At 49.1% G+C, this 21,564-nt stretch carries 16 protein-coding genes and 1 pseudogene; 8 read left to right on the top strand and 9 right to left on the bottom strand.

What is annotated here, in order from left to right:
* Positions 1 to 8 precede the first annotated feature (8 nt).
* From LX98_RS20235 to LX98_RS20200, 8 genes and pseudogenes are all read right to left on the bottom strand, one after another.
* Positions 9 to 491, bottom strand: a complete 483-nt coding sequence (locus tag LX98_RS20235) for a hypothetical protein (RefSeq protein ID WP_496430550.1) — start codon at positions 489 to 491, stop codon at positions 9 to 11.
* A 44-nt stretch (positions 492 to 535) separates the two neighbouring features.
* Positions 536 to 1,297: pseudogene (locus LX98_RS20230) on the bottom strand (4Fe-4S dicluster domain-containing protein); the annotation flags it as partial.
* 91 nt (positions 1,298 to 1,388) lie between these two features.
* Positions 1,389 to 4,826, bottom strand: coding sequence for a molybdopterin-dependent oxidoreductase (locus LX98_RS20225; protein ID WP_496430549.1), 3,438 nt, complete (start codon positions 4,824 to 4,826; stop codon positions 1,389 to 1,391).
* A gap of 1,134 nt (positions 4,827 to 5,960) precedes the next feature.
* Positions 5,961 to 6,155 carry a 30S ribosomal protein S21 gene (gene rpsU / locus LX98_RS20220; RefSeq protein WP_312645163.1) on the bottom strand — a complete coding sequence of 65 codons (195 nt, stop codon included), beginning with the start codon at positions 6,153 to 6,155 and terminating at the stop codon, positions 5,961 to 5,963.
* Positions 6,156 to 6,332: 177 nt separating this feature from the next.
* Positions 6,333 to 7,724 (bottom strand): NAD(P)(+) transhydrogenase (Re/Si-specific) subunit beta, encoded by a 1,392-nt coding sequence (locus LX98_RS20215; RefSeq protein WP_496430548.1) that lies wholly within the window; start codon positions 7,722 to 7,724, stop codon positions 6,333 to 6,335.
* A 5-nt stretch (positions 7,725 to 7,729) separates the two neighbouring features.
* Entirely contained in the window at positions 7,730 to 8,008 is a 279-nt protein-coding gene (locus LX98_RS20210; protein ID WP_496430547.1) for a proton-translocating transhydrogenase family protein, read from the bottom strand.
* A 25-nt stretch (positions 8,009 to 8,033) separates the two neighbouring features.
* Positions 8,034 to 9,191, bottom strand: a complete 1,158-nt coding sequence (locus LX98_RS20205) for an NAD(P) transhydrogenase subunit alpha (protein WP_496430546.1) — start codon at positions 9,189 to 9,191, stop codon at positions 8,034 to 8,036.
* Between the two features lie 262 nt (positions 9,192 to 9,453).
* Complete coding sequence (locus tag LX98_RS20200) at positions 9,454 to 10,725, bottom strand: hypothetical protein (protein ID WP_496430545.1); 1,272 nt, start codon at positions 10,723 to 10,725, stop codon at positions 9,454 to 9,456.
* 274 nt (positions 10,726 to 10,999) lie between these two features.
* Here LX98_RS20200 and LX98_RS20195 point away from each other — a divergent pair, with 274 nt between their 5' ends.
* The 3 genes from LX98_RS20195 to LX98_RS20185 are packed head-to-tail and all read left to right on the top strand — an operon-like array spanning position 11,000 to position 13,920.
* Positions 11,000 to 12,055 carry an alkaline phosphatase family protein gene (locus LX98_RS20195; protein ID WP_496430544.1) on the top strand — a complete coding sequence of 352 codons (1,056 nt, stop codon included), beginning with the start codon at positions 11,000 to 11,002 and terminating at the stop codon, positions 12,053 to 12,055.
* The gene (locus LX98_RS20190) at positions 12,033 to 12,506 is read left to right on the top strand and encodes a hypothetical protein (protein ID WP_496430543.1); all 474 of its coding nucleotides are present in this window, start codon (positions 12,033 to 12,035) and stop codon (positions 12,504 to 12,506) included. The genes LX98_RS20195 and LX98_RS20190 overlap by 23 nt, the downstream gene beginning before the upstream one ends.
* 25 nt (positions 12,507 to 12,531) lie before the next feature.
* Entirely contained in the window at positions 12,532 to 13,920 is a 1,389-nt protein-coding gene (locus LX98_RS20185) for a HEAT repeat domain-containing protein (protein ID WP_496430542.1), read from the top strand.
* Between the two features lie 59 nt (positions 13,921 to 13,979).
* On the opposite strand, the gene LX98_RS20180 is transcribed toward LX98_RS20185, so the two are convergent.
* The gene (locus LX98_RS20180; RefSeq protein WP_496430541.1) at positions 13,980 to 15,662 is read right to left on the bottom strand and encodes a glycine/sarcosine N-methyltransferase; all 1,683 of its coding nucleotides are present in this window, start codon (positions 15,660 to 15,662) and stop codon (positions 13,980 to 13,982) included.
* A gap of 476 nt (positions 15,663 to 16,138) precedes the next feature.
* On the opposite strand from LX98_RS20180, the gene LX98_RS20175 reads away from it, so the two are divergent.
* The 5 genes from LX98_RS20175 (at position 16,139) to LX98_RS20155 (ending at position 21,554) form a co-directional block, all read left to right on the top strand.
* Positions 16,139 to 17,617, top strand: coding sequence for a glycine betaine uptake BCCT transporter (locus LX98_RS20175; protein ID WP_496430637.1), 1,479 nt, complete (start codon positions 16,139 to 16,141; stop codon positions 17,615 to 17,617).
* Between the two features lie 123 nt (positions 17,618 to 17,740).
* Positions 17,741 to 18,190: a hypothetical protein gene (locus tag LX98_RS20170; RefSeq protein WP_496430540.1), complete on the top strand. Its 450-nt coding sequence runs from the start codon at positions 17,741 to 17,743 to the stop codon at positions 18,188 to 18,190.
* 653 nt (positions 18,191 to 18,843) lie between these two features.
* Positions 18,844 to 19,209: a hypothetical protein gene (locus LX98_RS20165; protein WP_496430539.1), complete on the top strand. Its 366-nt coding sequence runs from the start codon at positions 18,844 to 18,846 to the stop codon at positions 19,207 to 19,209.
* A gap of 140 nt (positions 19,210 to 19,349) precedes the next feature.
* Positions 19,350 to 20,447, top strand: a complete 1,098-nt coding sequence (locus LX98_RS20160) for a HEAT repeat domain-containing protein (RefSeq protein WP_496430538.1) — start codon at positions 19,350 to 19,352, stop codon at positions 20,445 to 20,447.
* A gap of 15 nt (positions 20,448 to 20,462) precedes the next feature.
* Entirely contained in the window at positions 20,463 to 21,554 is a 1,092-nt protein-coding gene (locus LX98_RS20155) for a HEAT repeat domain-containing protein (RefSeq protein WP_496430537.1), read from the top strand.
* The last annotated feature ends 10 nt before the right edge of the window (positions 21,555 to 21,564 follow it).

Below are 21,564 nucleotides of genomic sequence, written 5' to 3'. Positions count from 1 at the left end.
CTACCTGCTTACAGCCAGTTCACCCGCTCCGCCGGGCGGATGTAAATCGGCTCTTCCACTTGCTGCCGCACCGCTTCCTTGCCCGATTTGTTGAACCCCAACACCGTGTCGTTGTACATCTCAAACTTCCGCCCATGGATTTGGGTTTCAAACACTTTCGGCCCCGGAATCACGTCATACCGGAAGATGATCTGTTGGCTTGCCCGCCACAACTGCAGCACCGCCAACAACTCCCGGCTCGGCACCAGATACTTCTCAATCGCATTATCTACCCCCGGCCCGAACATCTGCCGGATGTAGCCCCGCGGCGCCTGCCGCGGCGGAATGTAATACCCGTTGGGTTCCGTGCCCCATTGCGGATACAAGGGCAACGCCACTTGTTCCACCCGGATGGCATAGTACAACGGATTCCAGCGATCTTCCGCCCAGAGCCCGTCATCGCCCACCTTCACCAACCCTTGCAGCCGGATCTTGCCCACGCACGCCGCCATACACCGCGTCTCCATCGGCTCGCCCCCCGTTAAGGGTCTTTGCCTTCCACCCGCGGATAGCACGCTATACACTTCTCACTCACCCGCGTCGTGCCCGGTACATCGGCTTCTTATAGGGGCATTGCTCCACACACTTCTTGTACCCCCGGCACCGGTTCTGGTCGATCAACACAATCCCGTCTTCCGGCCGCTTGTAGATGGCCTTCCGCGGACACGCCGCCAGACACCCCGGATATGTACAGTGGTTACAGATGCGTTGCAGATAGAAGAAGTACGTCTCATGCTCCGGCAAGCTGCTGCCTTGCATTTTCCACGGCTCTTCTTTCGTGAACCCTGTCTTATCCACCCTTCCCACGTATCGCCCGCATCGAGGTGGCCGTATCTTCATAAATATTCACAAACCGCCATTCCTGGTCGGTCGGGATGTAGCCAATGGCCGCCTGCCCGATCTTGGCCCCTGAGTCAAAGATCGTCATCCCTTCAAATACTCCGTACGGCGCATGGTGTTTGCGGCCCACCCGCACATTCCACACCTGCCCGCCCGGATTGACCTGCTCAATCAACTGCGTGATCTTCACATCGTAGAACTGCGGATAGCCCCCGTATGGCTTCGTTTCCACGTTGTTTCCACCACATGTATTCTGCCCTTTGCTGAACAGCCACGTCGATTTGTCCGCCATCGAGCAGGTTTGACACGCCAAACACCGGTTGATGTTAAAGACAAACGCGAACTGCCATTTCGGATGCCGCTCCTCATACGGATACAGCATCTTTCGTCCCAGGTGCCAATTATACACTTCAGGCATTGTCGTCCTCCATTTCTATTGTTTGAATTACCGAGTGAACGAGGGGGAAACCCAAAGACATAATTTTCTTTGGGTTCCCCTGAACCCGTTCCTACACCTTAATCTTAATATGGTCACCCTTCAGCCATTTGATCATGAACTCATTCTCCTGGCCTGGCGTGAACCCGGTCCGGACGGGTTCCCACGGTCCCCGACCACCGATGCCGCCGTCCTCCGCCTTGGTGATACGGATCAGACATTCCTTCGGCACCGTATTGACCGCATGGTTGTCCACCTGGTACCCAAACTTAAACTTCCAACCGACGGCATGTTTGCCAGGCAGCGAATCTAACTGCTGCATAGGCATCAACCAGTCACGGGTAAAGGACTGTTGCGCCCCATACCGGAAGTTCGATTGATACCCGGTATCCAGCGCAATCGCCCGTCCATCCGGCCGGGTTTCATGCCCCTTCACCGACTTCGCCGTCGACACATATGGCGCATGCTTGGCCATCGTGACATGGTACGGGAAGGCCGGGTTGTACTTCGCCCGGATCATCAATCGCGCCACCTTGTAATAGGGGTCGCTGGGCTTCCAGCCACGATACGGCCGATCCACCGGGTTCCCATCGACGTAGACATAGTCCCCGTCGTTGATGCCGCGATCTTTGGCCGCTTGCGGATTGATATGAATTTGATGTTCACCCACACCTGGCGTCCGCTTATCCATCCGATAGGCATCGCCAAAGTTGGATTCATACATCTGCACCCAGTCATTCACCGACCATTGGCTATGTACCCGATGCCGGGTTTTCGGCGTCACACAATAGAACTGGTATCCCTTCTCCCAGAGAGGATTGGAGTACCGTTTAATTTCCGCCCATGGCAACTTGATGTTGCGGACGGTTTTGTCGTCATGATGTTGGGCCGTGATCGGAATCCCATAGTCATCCGGTCGGACGTACGGATTGGAAGACATGATCGCATTGGGCAAGTAGGGAGTGGCCTCCGTCCCTTCCCGATGCGAGATGAAGTTTTCCCCGTATTCAATGGCTTCTGGTTCCACACGATAATTCTCATACCGTCCCGTTCGCGTCCATTGAGGTTTTGACTCGTTGGTCTCTTCCCAGAACGGATGCCGTGGATAGGTTCGGCACATCACCATCCAGCCCTTTTCCGACTTCAACATCACATCCGCGTTGTAACCATAAGCGGTGCTACTGGCATCCAACAACCGTTGGAGATAGACATCCACGCGATTGTCATAGACAAATTTGAAGTAATCGCGGAACCGGCCATCACCCGTCATTTCGCTGAGTTTGGCCGCGACGCCCGCCACCGTATCCAAATCGTTCCGCGTGTCATACAATGGCCGAATACCACCCTTCCACACTTGGAACCAGGGATTGGACACCGTCGCCGTATGCTCTGGATACGTAAACTCCATCCAGGTATTGACGGCAAACGAGATGTCGTTATGGTTGACATCTGACGTCATCTCCACATCCTGATTAACCAAAGTTTCAATGTGCGGATCCACGTTTTTCACCATGTCATAATGGTGCTTAGCGTTGTTCAACACGTTCACGTTGGCCACCCACCGGAATTTACTTGGGGTTGGCATGTGCGTTTTCCCCGTAAACACCCGGCGACCATACTTTGGTGTATTCACAATTAACGCTGTATCGCCATGGTTCCAATAGGCCACTTCTTCTCCGTAGTAATACCCTTTGACATGAATTTCTTTGCCATGGGCATTCGGATCCGTCGTAATCTTAAACGGATTTTCTCCGGTATGGGTTCCTAAACCGCCACCTCCCCAGGGGGTGGCATTCCAAATGCCGGCCTTGTAGTTCCCCGCCCAAGTATGTTGGCCGGTCCCAAACTTCCCGACGTTGCCCGTCACAATCAAGACCATCGCCGCGCCACGGGCAATGATGGTTTGATGGAAGTAATGGTTTGTCCCTTCACCGTTGTGAATGGCCGCAGGTTTAATCGTCCCTGAATCCCGCGCCCACCGTACAATCAAGTCCTTCGGACACCGGTTGATTTGATGGACGGTATCCAAATCATAGTCCTGCAGATGGACTTGATACATTTGGAAAATCGGCATGACGTCCACTTCCCGGCCGCTGAGCAATTGCACCCGATAGGTGCCTGTCAAGGCTGAATCAATCCCACTCTTTCGATAATGCCAGCCCACCAATTCCCGATGAAGCGGCACAGCTTGATTCTTATTAAGATCCCACACCATAAACCCGCCCAAACGCGCAATGACATCAGGCTTCATGGTTTGGACTTTACCGGAATACGAATTGGCAAAATCCGGGAACGCATAATCCTTAATCACTTCACGGGGATCCAGGTATTGGAGGGTATCCGTCCGAACCAAAATGGGCATGTCCGTATACGATTGACAGAAATCATAATCGTACATGTTCTCGTCAAAAATGATTTTCAATGCACCCAGGAATAAAGCTCCATCAGTCGCTGGTCGCACCGGCATCCAATAGTCAGCCCGATAGGCTGTGGGATTATATTCCGGAGTGATGACCACCAAACGGGCTCCCCGCTCGATGCTCTCCAGTTTCCAATGCGCTTCCGGCATCTTATTTTCCACGAAGTTTTTACCCCAGCTCGTGTTCAATTTCGAAAACCGCATGTCGTTCATGTCGACATCTGATGCCTGGACACCATTCCAGAACGGATGGGCAGGGTTTTGGTCACCGTGCCAGGTGTAGTTCGACCAGTACCGACCCCCTTGGGCCTGATCCGGTTGAACCTTTCGAATGTAGGTGTCCAATAAGGCCCCGCAGCCACCATTCATCCTGGTAATGCCCATTTTTCCGATAACACCAAGAATGGGCATACCGGCACGGAACTTAAAGGCACGAATCGCTGACCCTTTGGTCATTTCGATCATCTCCGGTGGATAGCCTTGCTCCCGTAATCGCCGAGCGCCCGCTTCTCCGCTATACCGCTCTGCAATGATGATCATAGCCTTCGCTAAATAGGTAAAGGCGGTATCCCAGGAGACCCGCAACATATCATCCAGGTAGCGGGCATTAAATTTATATTTGCTCATGATGGACGGGGTGAATTCCGGGCTCCCGTCATCCATCCAGGCTTTCCATCCCCGCCGCATCAAGGGCCCCTTTAGCCGGTACGGTCCATACACCCGCCGATGCATTGTGTAGCCCTTCAAGCACATACGCGGATTATGCGCAAACGTCCCGCGGTTGCCATAGAGGTCTTCATAGGTTTGATGATCGTAATTTTGCTCCACGCGCATGACGACGCCGTTCCGGACAAATGCACGGATGCGACACGCATGGGTGTCATTCGGAGAACAACACCAGGTAAAAGAACTGTCATACCGATATTGGTCGTGATAGACACGCTCCCAAGAACGGTCAGGGTATTCTCCGAGAGGATTTCCGACTTCGATAACCGGCTGTAAGGCCGTGAGGGCCAAGGCCTTATCGGCCAGTGCGACCGCTGCGACTGTTCCCGCTGAAACTTTCAAGAATTGCCGTCTAGAAAGAAACATTGCTTACACCTCCTAAGTGAGTGCAGGACATTAAGTCCATGATTTAATTCACAAATACAAATTCAAAACTCCCTATCACCTCCTTTACAAAAATTAAAATTTGGGTCAATTTTACTTTTTATTTTAATAATCTTGAGGAAATACATAACATAAGTGAAAAATTGCAAGATTTGAACCTTTTTCACCCAGTATGAAAATATCGTAAGTCATTGTATAAATTATAAAAAAATTTAATGAGGATCCTTTACAAAAAACAAAATGATTCGAAATGGTAACGGCATCATTATCTTTTCTAATGTCCAAATTCCACTTAAAACTTTATAAAGTTTTGTAAGTTATTGAAAATTATAATTAAAATATTAAGCTATCTCACAAACGTACCAATTGGTAACAAATAATTAAACGGTAACACCAGCCTAATGCAAATAATATTCACCAGCAATAACCAGAAAAATCACATTGAGCATGAGCATAAGATTGATTTCTCTCTGCCCAACTGCTCCTGTTTTTGTTTGACTCTTCAGATATCCATACTGGCATTACCTTGACTAACCCTGAGCTCAAAACGACAATTAGGTTCATGTGGAACCATTCAAATAGCTCAACTTCAATAGAACTCAGTCCATTCTAAAAATTTCAAAATTTTCATTAACGTTTGGATAAAACACCTTTTTTTTAAAATATTGACCAAGATTTCAAACACTGCACCTACGCAAAACCGGCATGCATATATTTTGACCAAAGGGGACCAACATCCCATTGAGAGGAATCCACCACCTTCGAGAAAGCTTCCTACGAAGTGCTTGCTCTGTCCCATCGGGGGTAGTGGTAATAACAAAACCCCATTTTAGCCATTGAAAAAGGTCAGATGAAATTACCAATAACCTCTTGCTAGCCTCGGCAGTCACTTGATCACGAGTTTACAAGCTCTAAACACAGGCAATCAGGATTTTAAAAGAGTCACGGCCTTGTTCGGCAAGGTGAGGAAGGATAGGGGTAGGAAAGGGCCTAATGGCCTTCTTTATCAGGCTGAGGACGACAAGATTGTCATCCTCATTCATATTTTCATTAAATTAAAATTTGTGAGAAAAATTGAGGAGAAATTGCGATGTTGGGTCGATTAGTTCCAGAAGGCTAAAACATTCTATTCTTTGAAAGCCATTTTTGGCGACGACGTGCGGCTTCACGCTCTTTACCCTTTTTCTTAACGCTGGGTTTTTCGTAAAATCTTCGCCGTTTTAATTCACGGAATAAACCCTCTGCCGCTAACTTTTTCTTAGCGACTTTCAATGCTTTTTCAACGTTGTTATTGATAACTCGTACTTCCACGTTTCCCTCAAACTAAAGATTAAATCAACATTTTACAATTTTACGCTTTTGCTTCCGAGTCTGGCACTTTATCATGAGTTGTTTGCCTATGCAAGACGATATTAATTCATTACTTTATAAATTTGCCTTTAAAATCAAAGTACTAAAGTTTTTATATATGGTATCTTAAAATGATCACTATGAGTCTTTTAATGCAGCAATCATATCCAATACCATCTTTTTGCCATCTCCAAATAACATTAATGAGTTATCCAAGGCGAATAGTGGATTGGGAATTCCAGCAAATCCAGGGCTTAAACTACGTTTTATTACCACAACGATTTTTGCCTTATCCACATCAATGATGGGCATTCCCGCAATTGGACTACTTGGATCAGTCCTGGCCAATGGGTTCACCACATCGTTGGCACCAATAACTAGGACAACATCCACCTGATCAATGGTTTGGTTGATCTCATCCATATCTTTCAGCGCATCATAGGGAACATCAGCCTCAGCCATAAGGACATTCATATGGCCTGGCATTCTTCCTGCCACAGGATGGATACCATATTCTACGGTGGTCCCACGGCTCTCCAGAAGAGCGGCCAGGCTGGCGACCGGATGTTGAGCTTGGGATACGGCCATTCCATAGCCAGGAACAATTACCACTCGGCGCGCCGCATCAAACAGCAACGCGACTTCCTCAGGAGATGCCGACTTAACTTTTCCCCCATACACTTCATCAGCGGTTTGTCCACCCTCACCTGAAGGCCCCATCACTCCAAACAAGACATTGGTCAACGATCGGTTCATGGCTTTACACATAATATGGGTCAGAATGATCCCGGACGCACCAACCAGTGAACCGGTAATGATGAGGACATTATTGGAAAGCACAAAACCTGTTGCCGCGGCAGCTAACCCCGAATAGGAGTTTAATAACGCCACCACCACAGGCATATCCGCACCACCAATAGGAAGCACTAGCAAAATTCCTAACACAGATGCCACCCCCACCAACAACCAATATAGCGAGAAGTTCTCAGGACTTAAAACCACCCCAATGCTTAACCCAAGCACCAATAGGGCCAAGATAGAATTAATCACTTGTTGACCGGAAAACAAAATCGCATTTTCGGAAATCAGCCCCTTCAGCTTTCCAAAGGCAACCAGGCTACCCCAAAACGTCACGGCCCCGATTAATCCTGAGGCCGCTGTGGCAATCGTTAATTGAAAAATAGGTGAATCCGTTAAGGAAGAACCTTCAATCAAGGCGGCTCCAGCCACAAAAATTGAGGCCGCGCCACCAAATCCGTTCAAAAGGGCGACCATCTCTGGCATAGAGGTCATCTCTATGCGCATCGCCAACACCGCGCCAATGGCACCACCCACTACCATTCCCAAAATAATGTACTCATAACTGACAATGTGTCGATCAGTGAGGGTCACGACCACGGCCAGCAGCATTCCACAGGCACCCAGGATATTTCCGCGAACTGCTGTTCGAGGATGGGTAAGCCCCTTCAGACCAAAAATGAACAGGACGGACGCAACGAGGTAAGAAAAATTTATAATAAAATCGTACATAGGTTTTAGGTCTTCTTTTTGAACATGGCCAACATTCGGTTCGTCACCATAAATCCACCAATCACATTAATGGACGCCAAGACCACAGAAAGAAAACCCAGAACCGTGGTAATCCACAGCTCTGTTCCTGCAGAAACAATGGCCCCCACCAAGGTGATACCTGAAATGGCGTTAGAACCCGACATCAAAGGAGTATGAAGAGTGGGCGGGATCTTCGTGATGACCTCGAAGCCCACGAAAATCGCGAGGACAAAAACCGTAAAGGACATGAGAAACATTTCCATACCAATTCCCTCGTTCTTGCGCCGATTAAGCAGGAAGTCCCAATACTTCTCGAATGCGCGGCTGAACAACTTCCCCATTGCGCGTCAACATGGTTTCTTTCGTAATTTCGTCGTTCATATCAATTTGAATTTCCCCTTTTTTCACTAAATGGAGGAGAAAGGTCGCCACATTTTTGGCATACATTTGACTGGCATGAAACGGCACGGTTGAGGGCAAGTTTTCAGGACCATGAATAGTCACACCATGCATTACGATGGTATGGCCAGACTTGGTCAGTTCACAGTTTCCGCCCCGTTCTGCAGCCAAATCTACAATCACTGACCCTGGAGCCATAGCCCCAACCATATCGGCCGTAATAAGAATCGGTGCTTTTTTCCCAGGCACAGCCGCCGTGGAAATCACCACGTCACTAGTAGCAATTACTTTTCCTAATAACTCTCGCTGTTTCTTGTAAAAGGTTTCATCTTGGGCTTTGGCATACCCCCCTTTATCTTCCGCAGCACCTGTCTCTAAAGGCAGCTCAACAAACTTGGCGCCTAAACTTAAAATCTGTTCTTTGACCGCAGGGCGAATATCATACGCCTCAACAGCAGCCCCTAACCGCTTAGCCACAGAAATGGCTTGCAATCCTGCAACCCCAGCGCCAATGATTAAGACCTTCGCAGGCGTGACCGTTCCGGCCGCTGTCATGAGCATTGGAAACATTTTTGGCAGCGAACTGGCCGCAATCAGTACCGCTTTGTAGCCAGCCACCGTGCCCATGGATGAAAGGATGTCCATACTTTGGGCACGGGTAATGCGAGGCATCAATTCTAAAGCAAAGGCCATGACCTCACGAGAAGCCAGGTCTTGAACCGATTGAGGGGCAGTCAAGGCTTCGGCCATTCCAACCAGCATTTGTCCTTTGCGAAAGCCTGTTAAGTCTGCTTGACCTTCGGTAAGGTTAGCTCCCAACAACCGCACTTGAACAACGCAATCAGCCTTCTCGAACACTTGTGCCCGAGATGAGGCAAGGGTTGCGCCTTTTTCAACAAACGCGGAGTCAGGATAACCCGCTTGTTCTCCAGCCTTGGATTCCACCATGACATCCATTCCCCCTTTTTTCAGCGAGGGAAGTACAGCTGGGACTAGAGCCACTCGGTGTTCACTAGGATACGTTTCTCGAAGGACGCCAACAATCATAATGGCCTATCTCTTAAATATAAGGGTTATGGAAACTTTACAATTTCCTTAAGTCATCAGGGATTTTTTAAACCCCTTGGCAAGCCCTGTGTTGATATCATAGGGATTCAAAGAGAATCAATGTGTCTTTGGATCTATAAGGGAGTGCGACTAACGGCCCAGCGCGAAAGGCGAAAAAGAGGCAACACGCCTCATGGCTCATCAAATGAAAAATCCCGGAATATCACCACCCCATCCGGGACCAAATGATTCTTTCACTCAATCAATGACTCTTCGGTGAATAGAATGCCTGTGCGATTTCAGTCGCTAGAAATAACATGGCCCGGCTCTGGGTATAACATGCATGGCCGAATAAGTGCTGTCGAGGAGGCTCGTCCGCCTGAACGCCATATTCCACCAACAAACATTGTCCGTCATTGGCACACCGTGTCCCACGCCGAGTACATTCCAGCCACCGCTCAAAACCATCATAGGGTTCAAAAATTTCTCTGAAATCAACATTGGCCTGCTCAGCCTCCGAATTATTCGGAACCATATCCGTGCCAGCCACAGCCAATTGCTGTACGTAATCCCCACCAGTTTGATAGGGCATTTCCCACGCGATTTGAGGTAACTCCATTTTCGCCAACCAACGCTTGCCATCAGTTCGAATCTCACGATGATTCACGAAATGCAGCAAATGACCAATTCCATCGGTATCCCAGCCGTAGCGAACCGGAGTTCCTAACGTCACGACATCGACCGTTGCGCCTTTTAAGGCCGTTTGATCCATGGCAAGACCATACAAGCGTTCGAGCTGTTCTACTGACCGATCGGCTGAAGGGCTCGCTTGCCAGTATTTAGCCAAAATCTCAAAAACGCGCCCTCTCATTTCCGATTCCCCTTGGGCTAGAATATTGGACAATAAAGCCAGGACCTGACCCGCATGTCCATGGCCAACGAGAAGAAGCCGGTCATCTTTTGTTAAATCAAGCCTAGAAACCCAATTTCGAAGATCCATCAAAAGATGCATGGCGGCTTCGACGCGGCCAACATGATGATTAATTGAAGACCAAAGGTATCGACGACAAGGAATTGATTGATCGCTCCCCTGAGTCAGGGCAAGTTCAAATTTACCTACATACGACGAAGAAAAATTTCCTGCTTCCTGAGCGAGCAGGTCAACCATCCCGTAAGAGGGTTCATCGTTCGCTACAGGAGGGCAAATGGGGTCATCTGGAAGACAAATACCGTTTGTAGTAGAGCGAAGGAGAGCCAGCAACGATTCCAGACCAGATATTCCTCGGGAATACCCTCGTTTTAACCCTCCAACCTCATCCAATCTGGCCGCACCAAAGAGATCCATAAATGGCAGGCCATTGAGAAAGAGTATCCCCTTCACTCGGGATTGGGCCATCTGTTCGCCAACGCCAGCCATCCCCTGGACCCAGGAAGGCGAATCTACCGTTTCAGGTTGAAAGGTTCGATAGCCGACCCGGACTCCAGGGTTCGACTTCGAATAAGTAGCATGTTGGAAATTATTTTCGTGGGGCATTGGAAATCATCTGTGTGTGAGGCCCCATTCATAATGGATACCCTCCACCCAGAGCAAGAGAGGCTTGAAAATTTTTGGTCCGCTAATTTTAGCTAATTTTAATGGGAAGAAAATCCTGGCCTTCTCAGTTGGTTGACCGCCTGAAAATCTGCATGATAAGTTCAGTTTCGATCATTTGCCTTTCAATTGAAGGTGAATTCTCCTTAATGATATATAATAAAAGTTCCTTCCCAATTTCATCTTTATTTTCTTGTCGTGGAGCAGGGCAGAAATTATGAGTACTTCACAAGTAGGTTCTCAACAACATCGTCGTGGTAAACTCCTGCCGTGTTTTTTCCTAGCATGGAGTGTGGTCTGGCTTCCATTATTCGGAGGACCAGCCTCGATTGCTTCCGCCGCACAAGCCGAACACATTATTCTGGTCGTGTTGGAGGGGATCAAATCATCATCCATCCAAGGCGGCACTACTCCAAACCTGGCTCAGCTAGCCAAGGATGGAGCTGTGACCTGGTCCGCTCAATCCATTACCCCTCCTCTCACCGTTCCGGCGATGGCTTCGCTACTCACAGGTCTTCAAGTCGAAAAGCATCGGGTGACTGCCGCATGGGAAACGTACGATTTTGCCCGTTCCTTTATGCGCTCACCCACAGTTTTTGACTACATGGATCTGGCTGGAGGAAAAGATACGGGCGTCTTTCTTATGGATGAACGACTCTATCAATTAGTTCGACCGGAAATTTACGTCGACTCGCAAGTCTGTGGCTACACCAAACCCCAATGCACGCCCGAAAGAGCGTCGGCATATATTAAAGACTTTTTAACAAAAGTTACCAGTGAGAAAGGCTATGGCTTCCGGCTTTTTGGGGTGCCAAACCTCTTACTAGTACATCTGCCTACGGCGGTGAAGGTCGGACAGAAATACGGATGGGACTCCGAAAAATATTCTGCTGCCTTACTGTCCATTGATACCACCGTGGAACAAATCATCCAAACGTATAAAGAACTTGGAGTTTTGGACAAAACCATGGTGATTATTACTGGCCTGAATAGCGGGCCTCTTTCACCCCCTACGGAGGGAGGCAAAACAGTCTCGACCAGCCTTACGGCTCCTGAGTTAGATGCCACCATTCCCTGGATTGCCTGGGGCGCGAATATTAAAAGGAATCATCCCATCACCCAATCGGTTTCTTTATTAGATACCGGAGCGACTATCATGTATGCCCTGGGGCTTGAAACGCATACTGAATGGGACAGCCACGCGATTGGTGATATTTTCCAAGCTGTTCCAGAAAGACGGACCACCGACAATGAACCACAAACAAAACAATAAGACCAGAATTCGAACACACGTGCCTCGTCAAATCCGACATGGGATTTTCTGCCTGTTTCTGATGGGCATTTCTCCTCTCCTTGTTCACCACGGGCACGCAGCAGATTCTACCAATCCTCTGTTGCGAGAGTTTCCTATTACCGTAAATCCGAATGCACTCACTCCTCCAACCTGGTGGCATGTACCCGGCATCACTCCGTTGATTTGGACAAAAGATCCTATCAATATGGACGCATACAAAACCTCGGAATCCAGGACCTTAAACCTCAAGCCTGGAGATTATCGCTTTGGGACCTTTACGTTTGATTTTTTATTCAAGGTAACCTTATCCGGAACTTTGGAATTCTCGCCCACCCTTGATCAATGTGTAGATGGACGAGGAACACGGGTCCTGACTATTCGTTGTAGCCATACGCAACCCTATCCACAAGAACCCGACTACCCGAAATAAGTCGGAAGGGATAAGAAGGAAGATCATGCAGAATTCTGTGCAAGACTGGATTGATGCCCTCGAAGATGCCGATGATGCCACTCGCGAAGAGGCCGCCAAGGCCCTTGCTGAAAAGGGTGATCCGAAAACTTTAGAACCCCTTCTGACTGCCCTTGAAGACGACTATTGGTCGGTTCGAACTTATGTCGGTTGGGCATTAGCCAAAATTGGCGGAGAGAAGGCCGTTGAAGGACTCGTTTTGCTTTTCAATGACAATATGATGGAAGTGCAAGCTGAAGCAGTAAAAGCCATGGCCTCCATGGGAAAATGCGTCATCCCGCAATTACTGACTTGCTTGAAAGACAAGCGGTGGCGGGTGCGGGAACAAGCCGCTAAAACGTTAGGTGAATTGCGTGACCCGCAGGCCGTACCGGGATTGAACCTGGTGTGTCGCGACCGGGATGGTGCAGTCAAGAGTGCCGCAGCCGAAGCCTTAGGGAAAATTGGAGACCCAAAGGCCATTCCAACCCTGATTAAATTATTCAAAGATACATCCAAGATCGTGCGGGAAACTGCCGGAACCGCATTGATGTACATTGGGAAAGAATCTGTCGATGCTCTATTGGAGTCCCTCAAGGATCCTCATTTCGTTGTGCGCTGTCACGCCGTTCGGGCGCTAGGGGGCATGACGACCGACTATCAAATGGGGCGTGTGTGGGTTCGTGAAGCTCGTGTCGTCGATGCCCTGATCGACATGGTAAAAGACCCGGATCGAGCGGTTCGCGAAGATGCCACGATTGCTTTGGGCAACATAGGCGATGCCCGTGCAGTAGATGCCCTCATGGAAGCCATGAAAGACGGTACGGTTAAACGCCATGCAATTGCTTCCCTCGGCATGATCGGAGATCCTCGCGCCTATCCTCCCGTCCTTGACGCATTAAAGGGTAAGGGCATACATCAAGAGGGGAAGCCAACCCCTGGCTGCATTATTAGCGAAGACCTCCTAATTAAAGAAGCGGCTGCTACAGCACTGGGTCATTTCCGCCATCCCAAAGTCATTCCGGATTTAGTGCTGTTACTCAAAGACCTGGTCCTTCGTGATTATGCTGCCAATTCATTAGTGTTGATTGGAGACGCAGCGATTGAGCCACTCGTATGGTTCCTCCATGACCCGGATTTGTCTAAAGTCCAACAAGAAAGCGAGCGGGTTTTGGCTTTTGCGACCACTCGAATGACGGCAGGTGGGGCCCTTAAAAAAACAGTTTTAGACACCCTTGATAAGCTCGGGTGGAGACCAACTGAAGGCATCAGCAAAGAGACCAAAGAGATTGAATATACCGACACCAACAATGTGTTAGGTGAGGGAGGAGAAGGCCGCTTTGGCAAAAGTGGTGACTTCGCTATGCCGGCCAAACCACCAAAAATCGAAAGGTAATATACACCAATTCACGTGTCGGGGAGTGGCGGGTACGCCGGCGGACGTTCTTTACTCTGTCAGTCTCGCTGAAAGTGCAAAATTCCCCAACTGAGATGGCCACTTTTCCCAGCCTGAACCCAATGCTGAAGTCCCACCTTCATAGAAGCCAGATATTCTTCCGCACAAACCTGAATGAGCGCATGGTGTTGTACCGTTAATTCCTGAAGTACTCGTCCATAATGCGCGGCAAGATTTTCAGAAAGATCCTCAATCCCAATTTCTTGAAACCCTAATTTGGCGGCCATCTGCCGGTAATATTCAATCGATCCCAGCGAATCCAAATGGATACGATCTAAAATCGGTTGCAGCACATCCGGGGGACAAGTCGCACTCTTCATCGGATCGGTAAAAATAAATTGTCCGCCCTTGGCCAACACCCGATGAACCTCTCGAAACACCTTTTCCCGATTTCCGCTATGTAATATGGCATCCTGCGACCACACCACATCAACGCTCCCATCCGGCATGGGAATCGACTCAAAATTCCCGTCAATGACATTAATCGCTAAACTAATATTCTCTTTCTGATTAAGTGCCCGATTCCGTTTATTTTGGACTTCGCTCAAATTCAGGCATCCAACCTGACATCCATATTGTCTCACGAGATGACGCGCTGAGCCTCCGTACCCCGACCCAATATCCAACACCCGTTTCGTTGCATCAAGGTCCTTGACAGAAGCCGCCATTTTCTCCACGGTTCGTCGGCTCGCATCGAAAATCGAATCCTTGTCGGATACATACAATCCAATGTGGATATCTTCTCCACCCCAGATCGTGGCATAAAACCGGTCGGCATCCGAACTGTTGTAATAGTCTCGAGCCGTATCCACAGTAGTGGAATAATTCAGATTTCCAAATTTGCCCAGGATCGTGGTCGGACGTTCCTCATTTTTATAGAGTTTTTCCGCCACATGAACATAAAAATCAGGGTCCTCAACTTTATGCGTTTCTTGAAAGTCCGCATAAGTTTTTACCTGCTGAAAACCAACCTCATTCATAAGCCGACGTGTATATTCCTTCCGTAGCGGATACATATTCAAATGAAAGGCTTCTCCATCGGGAAACGTATACTTGAACCTTGCGAGTCCTTCATCAACGTGCTCCGGTTCCGCACTGACATTGTCTCCGCAATAGTAATACACATGCTTCGATGTAAACCCCTCATCTAAAATTCCATCGTAATTCCTTTGGTCCAGAATCAACACTCCATCGTGCTTCAGGGCGGTGTAAAATTCAGCCAAGGCCTTTCTCCGATCCTGTTCGGAAAAGAGATGAGTCAGAGAGTTCCCCAGGCAAATCACCGCATCGTATTTGTTGTGGATATCCCGGCTCAACCAGCGCCAATCAGCATGAATAGTTCGCATGATATACCCGGCTCGTCGGGCATTTTCAAATGCCTGGGCTAACATTTCAGGACTGCCGTCCGCACTCGTGACTTCGAACCCGGCACGCAGGAGCCGAATAGAATGAAACCCCGTTCCCGTCGCGACATCCAATACGCGCTTGACGCCCCGTTCCTTCAAAATCCGGATAAAAAAGTCCCCTTCACTTGAGGCCCTGGCCTCCCAATCAATCAAGGCGTCCCATTTTTGCACAAAACTATGAACATACTCCTGTTTGTATAGATCCGTTTTTCGTTGGGCTATGGGATTATCCCCATACATTTGCTTGCTACCGGGCATCGTCGCTTTCTGAATCATTATGCACACACCTCCTACAGGGCTGTTGCCCTCACCACCATTAGAATAATGGGTGCAAGTGAATAACGGTCTGGCGATTTCCTCTTTCCAAGACATTATTCAATTGCCAAGACCCGCACGGACAAAACCGCAGTCTGTCTCAACGGACCAGAAATAAAAAAGGCCTCCGAACTTCTCCTGCGAGCGTAAGGTAGGCCCGACTGTTACGTGAGGCTTTCAATCTAACCGGTTAGCCTCTTCTTCGCAACCCCTTTTGACGACGTCCCCATTTTTCATCAAATCTAAAAATGGCCAATACCACAGACAGTCGTAAAATCTTCATGAAGCAAAAGGGGATTTTCCCTTACCAATTTCGAAATATGTCCATTCATTGTCAACGTTGTCGGTTTATCATAATCCGAGCTTTCCTTGTTCAACAGAGCCAAATATGGTAAGGCCTACCCTTCCTCATTCAATTCTAATACTCCATGAATCCACTGAAATCGACCACCCTTGTCTTCAACATCTCGTGCGCCATCGCCTTTCTCTTTCTCCTTTGGGGCGCCATGGCACCGAAACATTTAGCGAAAATAACCGGGACATTCCAAACAGCACTTCTTGATTCGTTTGGCTGGTTATATGTTCTGGCAGCAACAGGTTTTCTTGTTTGTGCGTTCTGTCTGGTCTTTTCTCGATGGGGTGATATTCCGCTTGGGCCGGACGGAGCCAAGGCTGAATTTCCTCTTCACACCTGGTTTGCCATGCTGTTTTGCGCAGGCATGGGCATTGGGCTCGTATTCTGGGGAGTTGCCGAACCCACGTCCCATTTTCATAATCCGCCCATCGGCGAGGGAGGAACCCCGCAAGCGGCCCGCTTGGCACTGCAATATTCCTTTTTCCATTGGGGCCTTCATCCGTGGGGCATTTACACCATGGTGGGCATGGCCCTGGCCTATTTCCAATTTCGAAAAGGCACACCAGGACTGTTTAGCTCAGGTTGCCAACCGGTTCTCGGCAGGCATGCCACTGGACGGCTGGGAACGACCGTGGATGTCATCGCCGTCTTTGCCACGGTTTTCGGTGTGGCAACCTCACTGGGGTTTGGAGCGGTGCAAATCAGCGGTGGATTATCCTATGTTTTTGACATGCCGAATACCCTCACGACTCAATTAGCCGTCATCGCCATTGTGACCGTGCTCTTCATGCTCTCCGCTCAAACCGGACTCCAACGAGGCATCAAATACCTTAGTAATTTAAATATGATATTGGCGCTGACTCTCCTGGCATTCCTGCTATTTCTCGGCCCGACACACTTCATTATGACCGTATTTCCCTCGACATTCGGAAACTACATCCAAAACCTTCCGACCATGAGCCTGAATCTGGCACCATTCCGAGATTCGACCTGGATTCACAACTGGACATTATTTTATTGGGCATGGTGGATCGCCTGGGCGCCGTTTGTGGGCACCTTCATCGCGAGGATTTCAAAAGGGCGGACTGTGCGTCAATTTGTGTTGGGTGTGTTGCTGGTTCCGTCACTCTTTTGTGCATTTTGGTTCACGGTTTTTGGCGGAACCGGTATCGCATTAGAACTGTTCCAGGACACGCCCCTGAAACCCATCATGGAAACGGAGGGCATCGAGGTCCTGCTATTTACGGTATTAGAGCAATATCCAATGGGCACGGTCATGTCGCTCATCGCCATTTTTTTGATTGGCACCTTTTTCATTACTTCAGCGGATTCGGCCACCTTTGTGCTAGGGACACTCACCACCAACGGTAGCCTCAACCCACCCAACCGGATTAAATTCACCTGGGGAATTATTCAATCTCTGTCGGCCGCCATCCTCCTGTGGTCCGGCGGCCTCAAAGGCCTGCAAACCGGCGCTATTCTCGCCGCCTTTCCGTTTGTCTTTGTCATCATTATCCTCATCATCTCCCTTCTCAAATCCTTCAAAGAGGAAACTAGGTAGGCCCGACGCGACAAGGACCATCATCTCTCAATGGTTGATTTGATCCAAAAAAATCGCTATTACTGCTAGTCCCTTCAACCCCCATAAAAATATACCTGTCACGGACTTATTAGAGAGGAATCAATGAAGTTAGATTCGCTTCCAAAAGAGTTTACACCTTACAAACAGTTGGAAATTGCCACGAACAAAATAATAGATGGTGTGGCATTGGTATCCGTAAATGGGTTTATTCCAGTTTTAATTGGAAAAGGTGAAAGCCCTGAGATTTGGGTGACTATTCCTGCGGACCAAAAAGGAACAGAATGGCGACCAATAGTCAGTAAAAACGAACCGTTGCTTGATGTGATTTCGGTCAGAACCAAGGAAAAGGTGATCCAGGTAGCCATGTCGGACATCATTGTTCTTGAAGTCAAAGAAATCACAAGCGAGAGTGCGGAAATTACTCAATGTAACCTTCGGCCATTTGGCATAAATGTGTTTTTAGAAGATGACTGTCTGAAAGTCATGACTAACCGGTATTCAGGTAACACCATAACCGGGGCAAAAATATTTATTGATGTTGGGAAAGGATAACCCCGGCAAGATAATTCGGGATGCCCTGGAAAAACCGAACATTTCTTGATGATCAACGCTCATCCTGAACCAAAATTCATTGATGGTGCTATTGGATGGCTCCTGTGGTCAGGCGGAATCAAAGACCTGCAAGCCGGCGCTATATTGACCGCCATCTTTCCTATTTGTCCTTGTCATCTTCTTTCTCATGATCTCCCACTCCAGATCTTCCATGTAAAAACCCATAGTTTTCCAACCCTCATTTTGCACGATCTGGGTTTCAAATTATTTCCATACATACATGGTTTCCTGTTTTTCGCCTTGAGAAGGTAAGGATTTTGCCTCCACAACAAATAAGTTGCCCTTCGGAACGAGGCAAGCAATACTTCGCCTGTCTTGTCGAAACCCACCAACATAAAAAATCTCGTTAGGCAGTACCAGGTGGGAACACAAGGGCAATGAATCTTCCGGACAGCTCTTTTATTCTGGCAAATTTCAAGATGGACTCCCACTCTGTAAGGGCAGAAACAGAAATTCTCAATGTTCCAATATCTTCCCATGCTGGACTTGCACCATCTCCCCTTTATTGACAGAATGACGCTATAACGCCTCCTTGAAGGGGCCAATGATTCCTAATTGACTCAAGTAAGCGGCTAAATCTGAAAGGAGCAATCATGACTGAACCTGACACGAATCTCCCACATATCACCACAACCGAAACCTTGGTGAGATTTTATGTCCTCCTCTCTCAATACATCGATCGATGCCTGGATGAGGCCACCAAACGCTCACTCCCGGAAGGAGAATTCCAAAAACATCTGGCCGAGACTCACACTCAGGTGACGGAACTTCTCACGACCAACCGGGTGGTCAAAAACAAAGCGGAGACAGAGTTTCAACGGATCACGACCCTCTGTGAACAATTTTTGAAATCCCCGAACGATCAGACCATTAAAAGTAGTCTGCACCACGAGCATGACGTTCTGAGAATAAAAATGTTAGCGTTGAGCGACCTCTTAGCGGTGTTCCGATCGGTATAGCCTGTACCACCACCCCCAACAGACGACCTTTCTCCTGCCTCATTGACCGCCCAAAAAATCGTGTGGTAACGTCGATCTTCGGGTTTTCCCTAATGGTAGGGGGAACAGGTAAAGTCCAAATTTTTCCACTTGAAACCGACATGGTCGACTCAGTCGCTGAACATATTTCTGCCCTGGACGACGAGGATTGGGGGGTGCGCGAAGACGCCGCGGTCGCCCTCGGACGTCTTGGCGATCCCCGTAGCGTTCAACCATTGATTCGGACGCTTCGTGACTCTGATCGGGCCGTTCGGGAGGCCGCAACTGCAGCCCTAAAAGCGCTTGGCGAACCGGCCATTCTCTCGCTAGGTTTTTGCCTTCAGGATCTGAATCCTCAAGTTCAGGAATCGGCTGCGTGCATCCTGGCCGATATTGCCAACGAACAGGTTCTGGATCCCTTGATGTCCGCGGCATTAAATCCTAACTGGATTGTGCGCATGTCGGCAGCCAAAGGCCTTAGCCGTATTCAGAACCCCCTAGCCATTGATACGTTGATTTTGCTTCTCCAGGATAAAGTGCCGGCCGTGCGAGAGGAAGCGGGACGGGCCATTCAGACCATCGGCAATACCAGCATTCCAAAATTGTTGGAAAAATTAAAGGATAAAAATTGGAAAATCCGATTGCGGGCGGTGGAAGCGTTAACTTTGTTGAAACCCCTGGAAGCGGTAGGACATCTGATGATTCTGGTTCTCGAAGATTCCGATACAGCCGTGCGCCAGGACGCCGTGCGAGCACTCGGACAGATTGGCGATCCCCGAGCCATTCCTTTATTGCTCTCGTCCCTTGCCCTCGAAACGCCATCACTCAAATTGCCCTCGATTGAAGCACTTGGCCAGCTCAGATCCACCGAAGCCATTCCCATGTTAATCGCCTTGGTCAACTCACTACCCAAGGAAGCCTACGAAGATCGCATGGAAGGATGCACCGACCCTCAATACAAAGAAGATCTCCCTCCCCTGGAAGCCGCTATCAGGGCCCTGGGAAAAATTCGTGACCCACAGACTATTCCCGCCCTCATTCAAGCGCTGCAGAGTACGCTCTTGCGGACAGAAGCCGCCGAGGCCCTCACGCAGTTTGGCCAAACAGCCGTGAATCCATTGTTAAATCTTTTAAAAACGACCAAGAATGACAATCTCCGTCGTCATGTGTTGGAATCCCTTTCTCACCTGGGCTGGAGGCCGGGACAAATACGCATCTAACTGAAAGACTTGACGATGCCGAAGGAAACATTCGAAACCATCATTTCTGAACTGGATCATGAGGAAGATTGGCGCCGAATGCGGGCCACCTCCACCTGCATGAAAGGTGGACCCAAGGCCGTCGAAGCCATCATTCACGCCATGGCGACAGGCTCTTCTCATTACAAGGTGGAAGCGGCAAAAATGTTAGCCCGCCTGCGGGACCCCCGAGCCGGTCAGGCTCTTGCTCATGTCCTGAAGGATGAGGATGAACAGGTAAAACAGGCAGCGGTAGATGCTTTGGAGCATATGGCTGGCATTCTGGATGAAGCCACCGCGTCTGCACTCTTAGAGTATTTACGCGACGATACTCTCCAGGAAAAAGTCACGGCCCTACTCGGTGTGATTCCCACTTCTATCGGCCCTCTGTCGGAACGGCTCAAAGATCCCGATCCGGCCATCCGTCTCCGGGCCGCAGAGATTCTCGCCCACCTCCTTGATCCTCGATCCGCAAATGCGTTTGTTGATGCCATGTCCGACCCCGACCTTCGTGACCTGGCCACCGATACCTTGCGCAAATTGGGTGCGATTCGGGAACGTGTCGATCAAACGATGGACGACCTGCGGGCGGTGGACGAATCCGAGTTGAAAGAAGGCGTCCGGCAGGAAGCGGTTATTCAACTGCATCGTATTGGACGGCCAATCGTTGAAATTCTCATTGAATACCTGGAAGACGATGACTGGGTGGTCCGGGAAGCCGCCGCTGACACTCTTGGCAAAATTGGCGATATTCGCGCAGTGGAACCGCTTATGATCCGGCTCCGGTCTGACAAAGACACGGGGGTGAAAGAACATGCGCTGAAATCCCTTGGGCTCATCGGCGATCCACGGCCGGTAGAACTATTCATTGAAGCCATTCCCATACGCCCTCTTCGCATACTTGCTGTCGAAGCCCTGGAGAAAGTAAAAGATATCGAAGTCCTGAGGCCCCATATGGAATTATTTGCCCGATTAAAAACCGACCGGGACGGCTTGATTTCCTATAATTCCGGGGTCATCCTTGACAAACTCGAGGCTGCCACTGCACAAATGAATATGGCTGAAGAGACCTGGGCCGCAAAGGAATAAAGGAGTGATG

The organism is Nitrospira marina (assembly GCF_059568365.1).
Note: the sequence above shows the minus strand (reverse complement) of the source record. Positions and strands in the feature narration are given on the sequence as shown.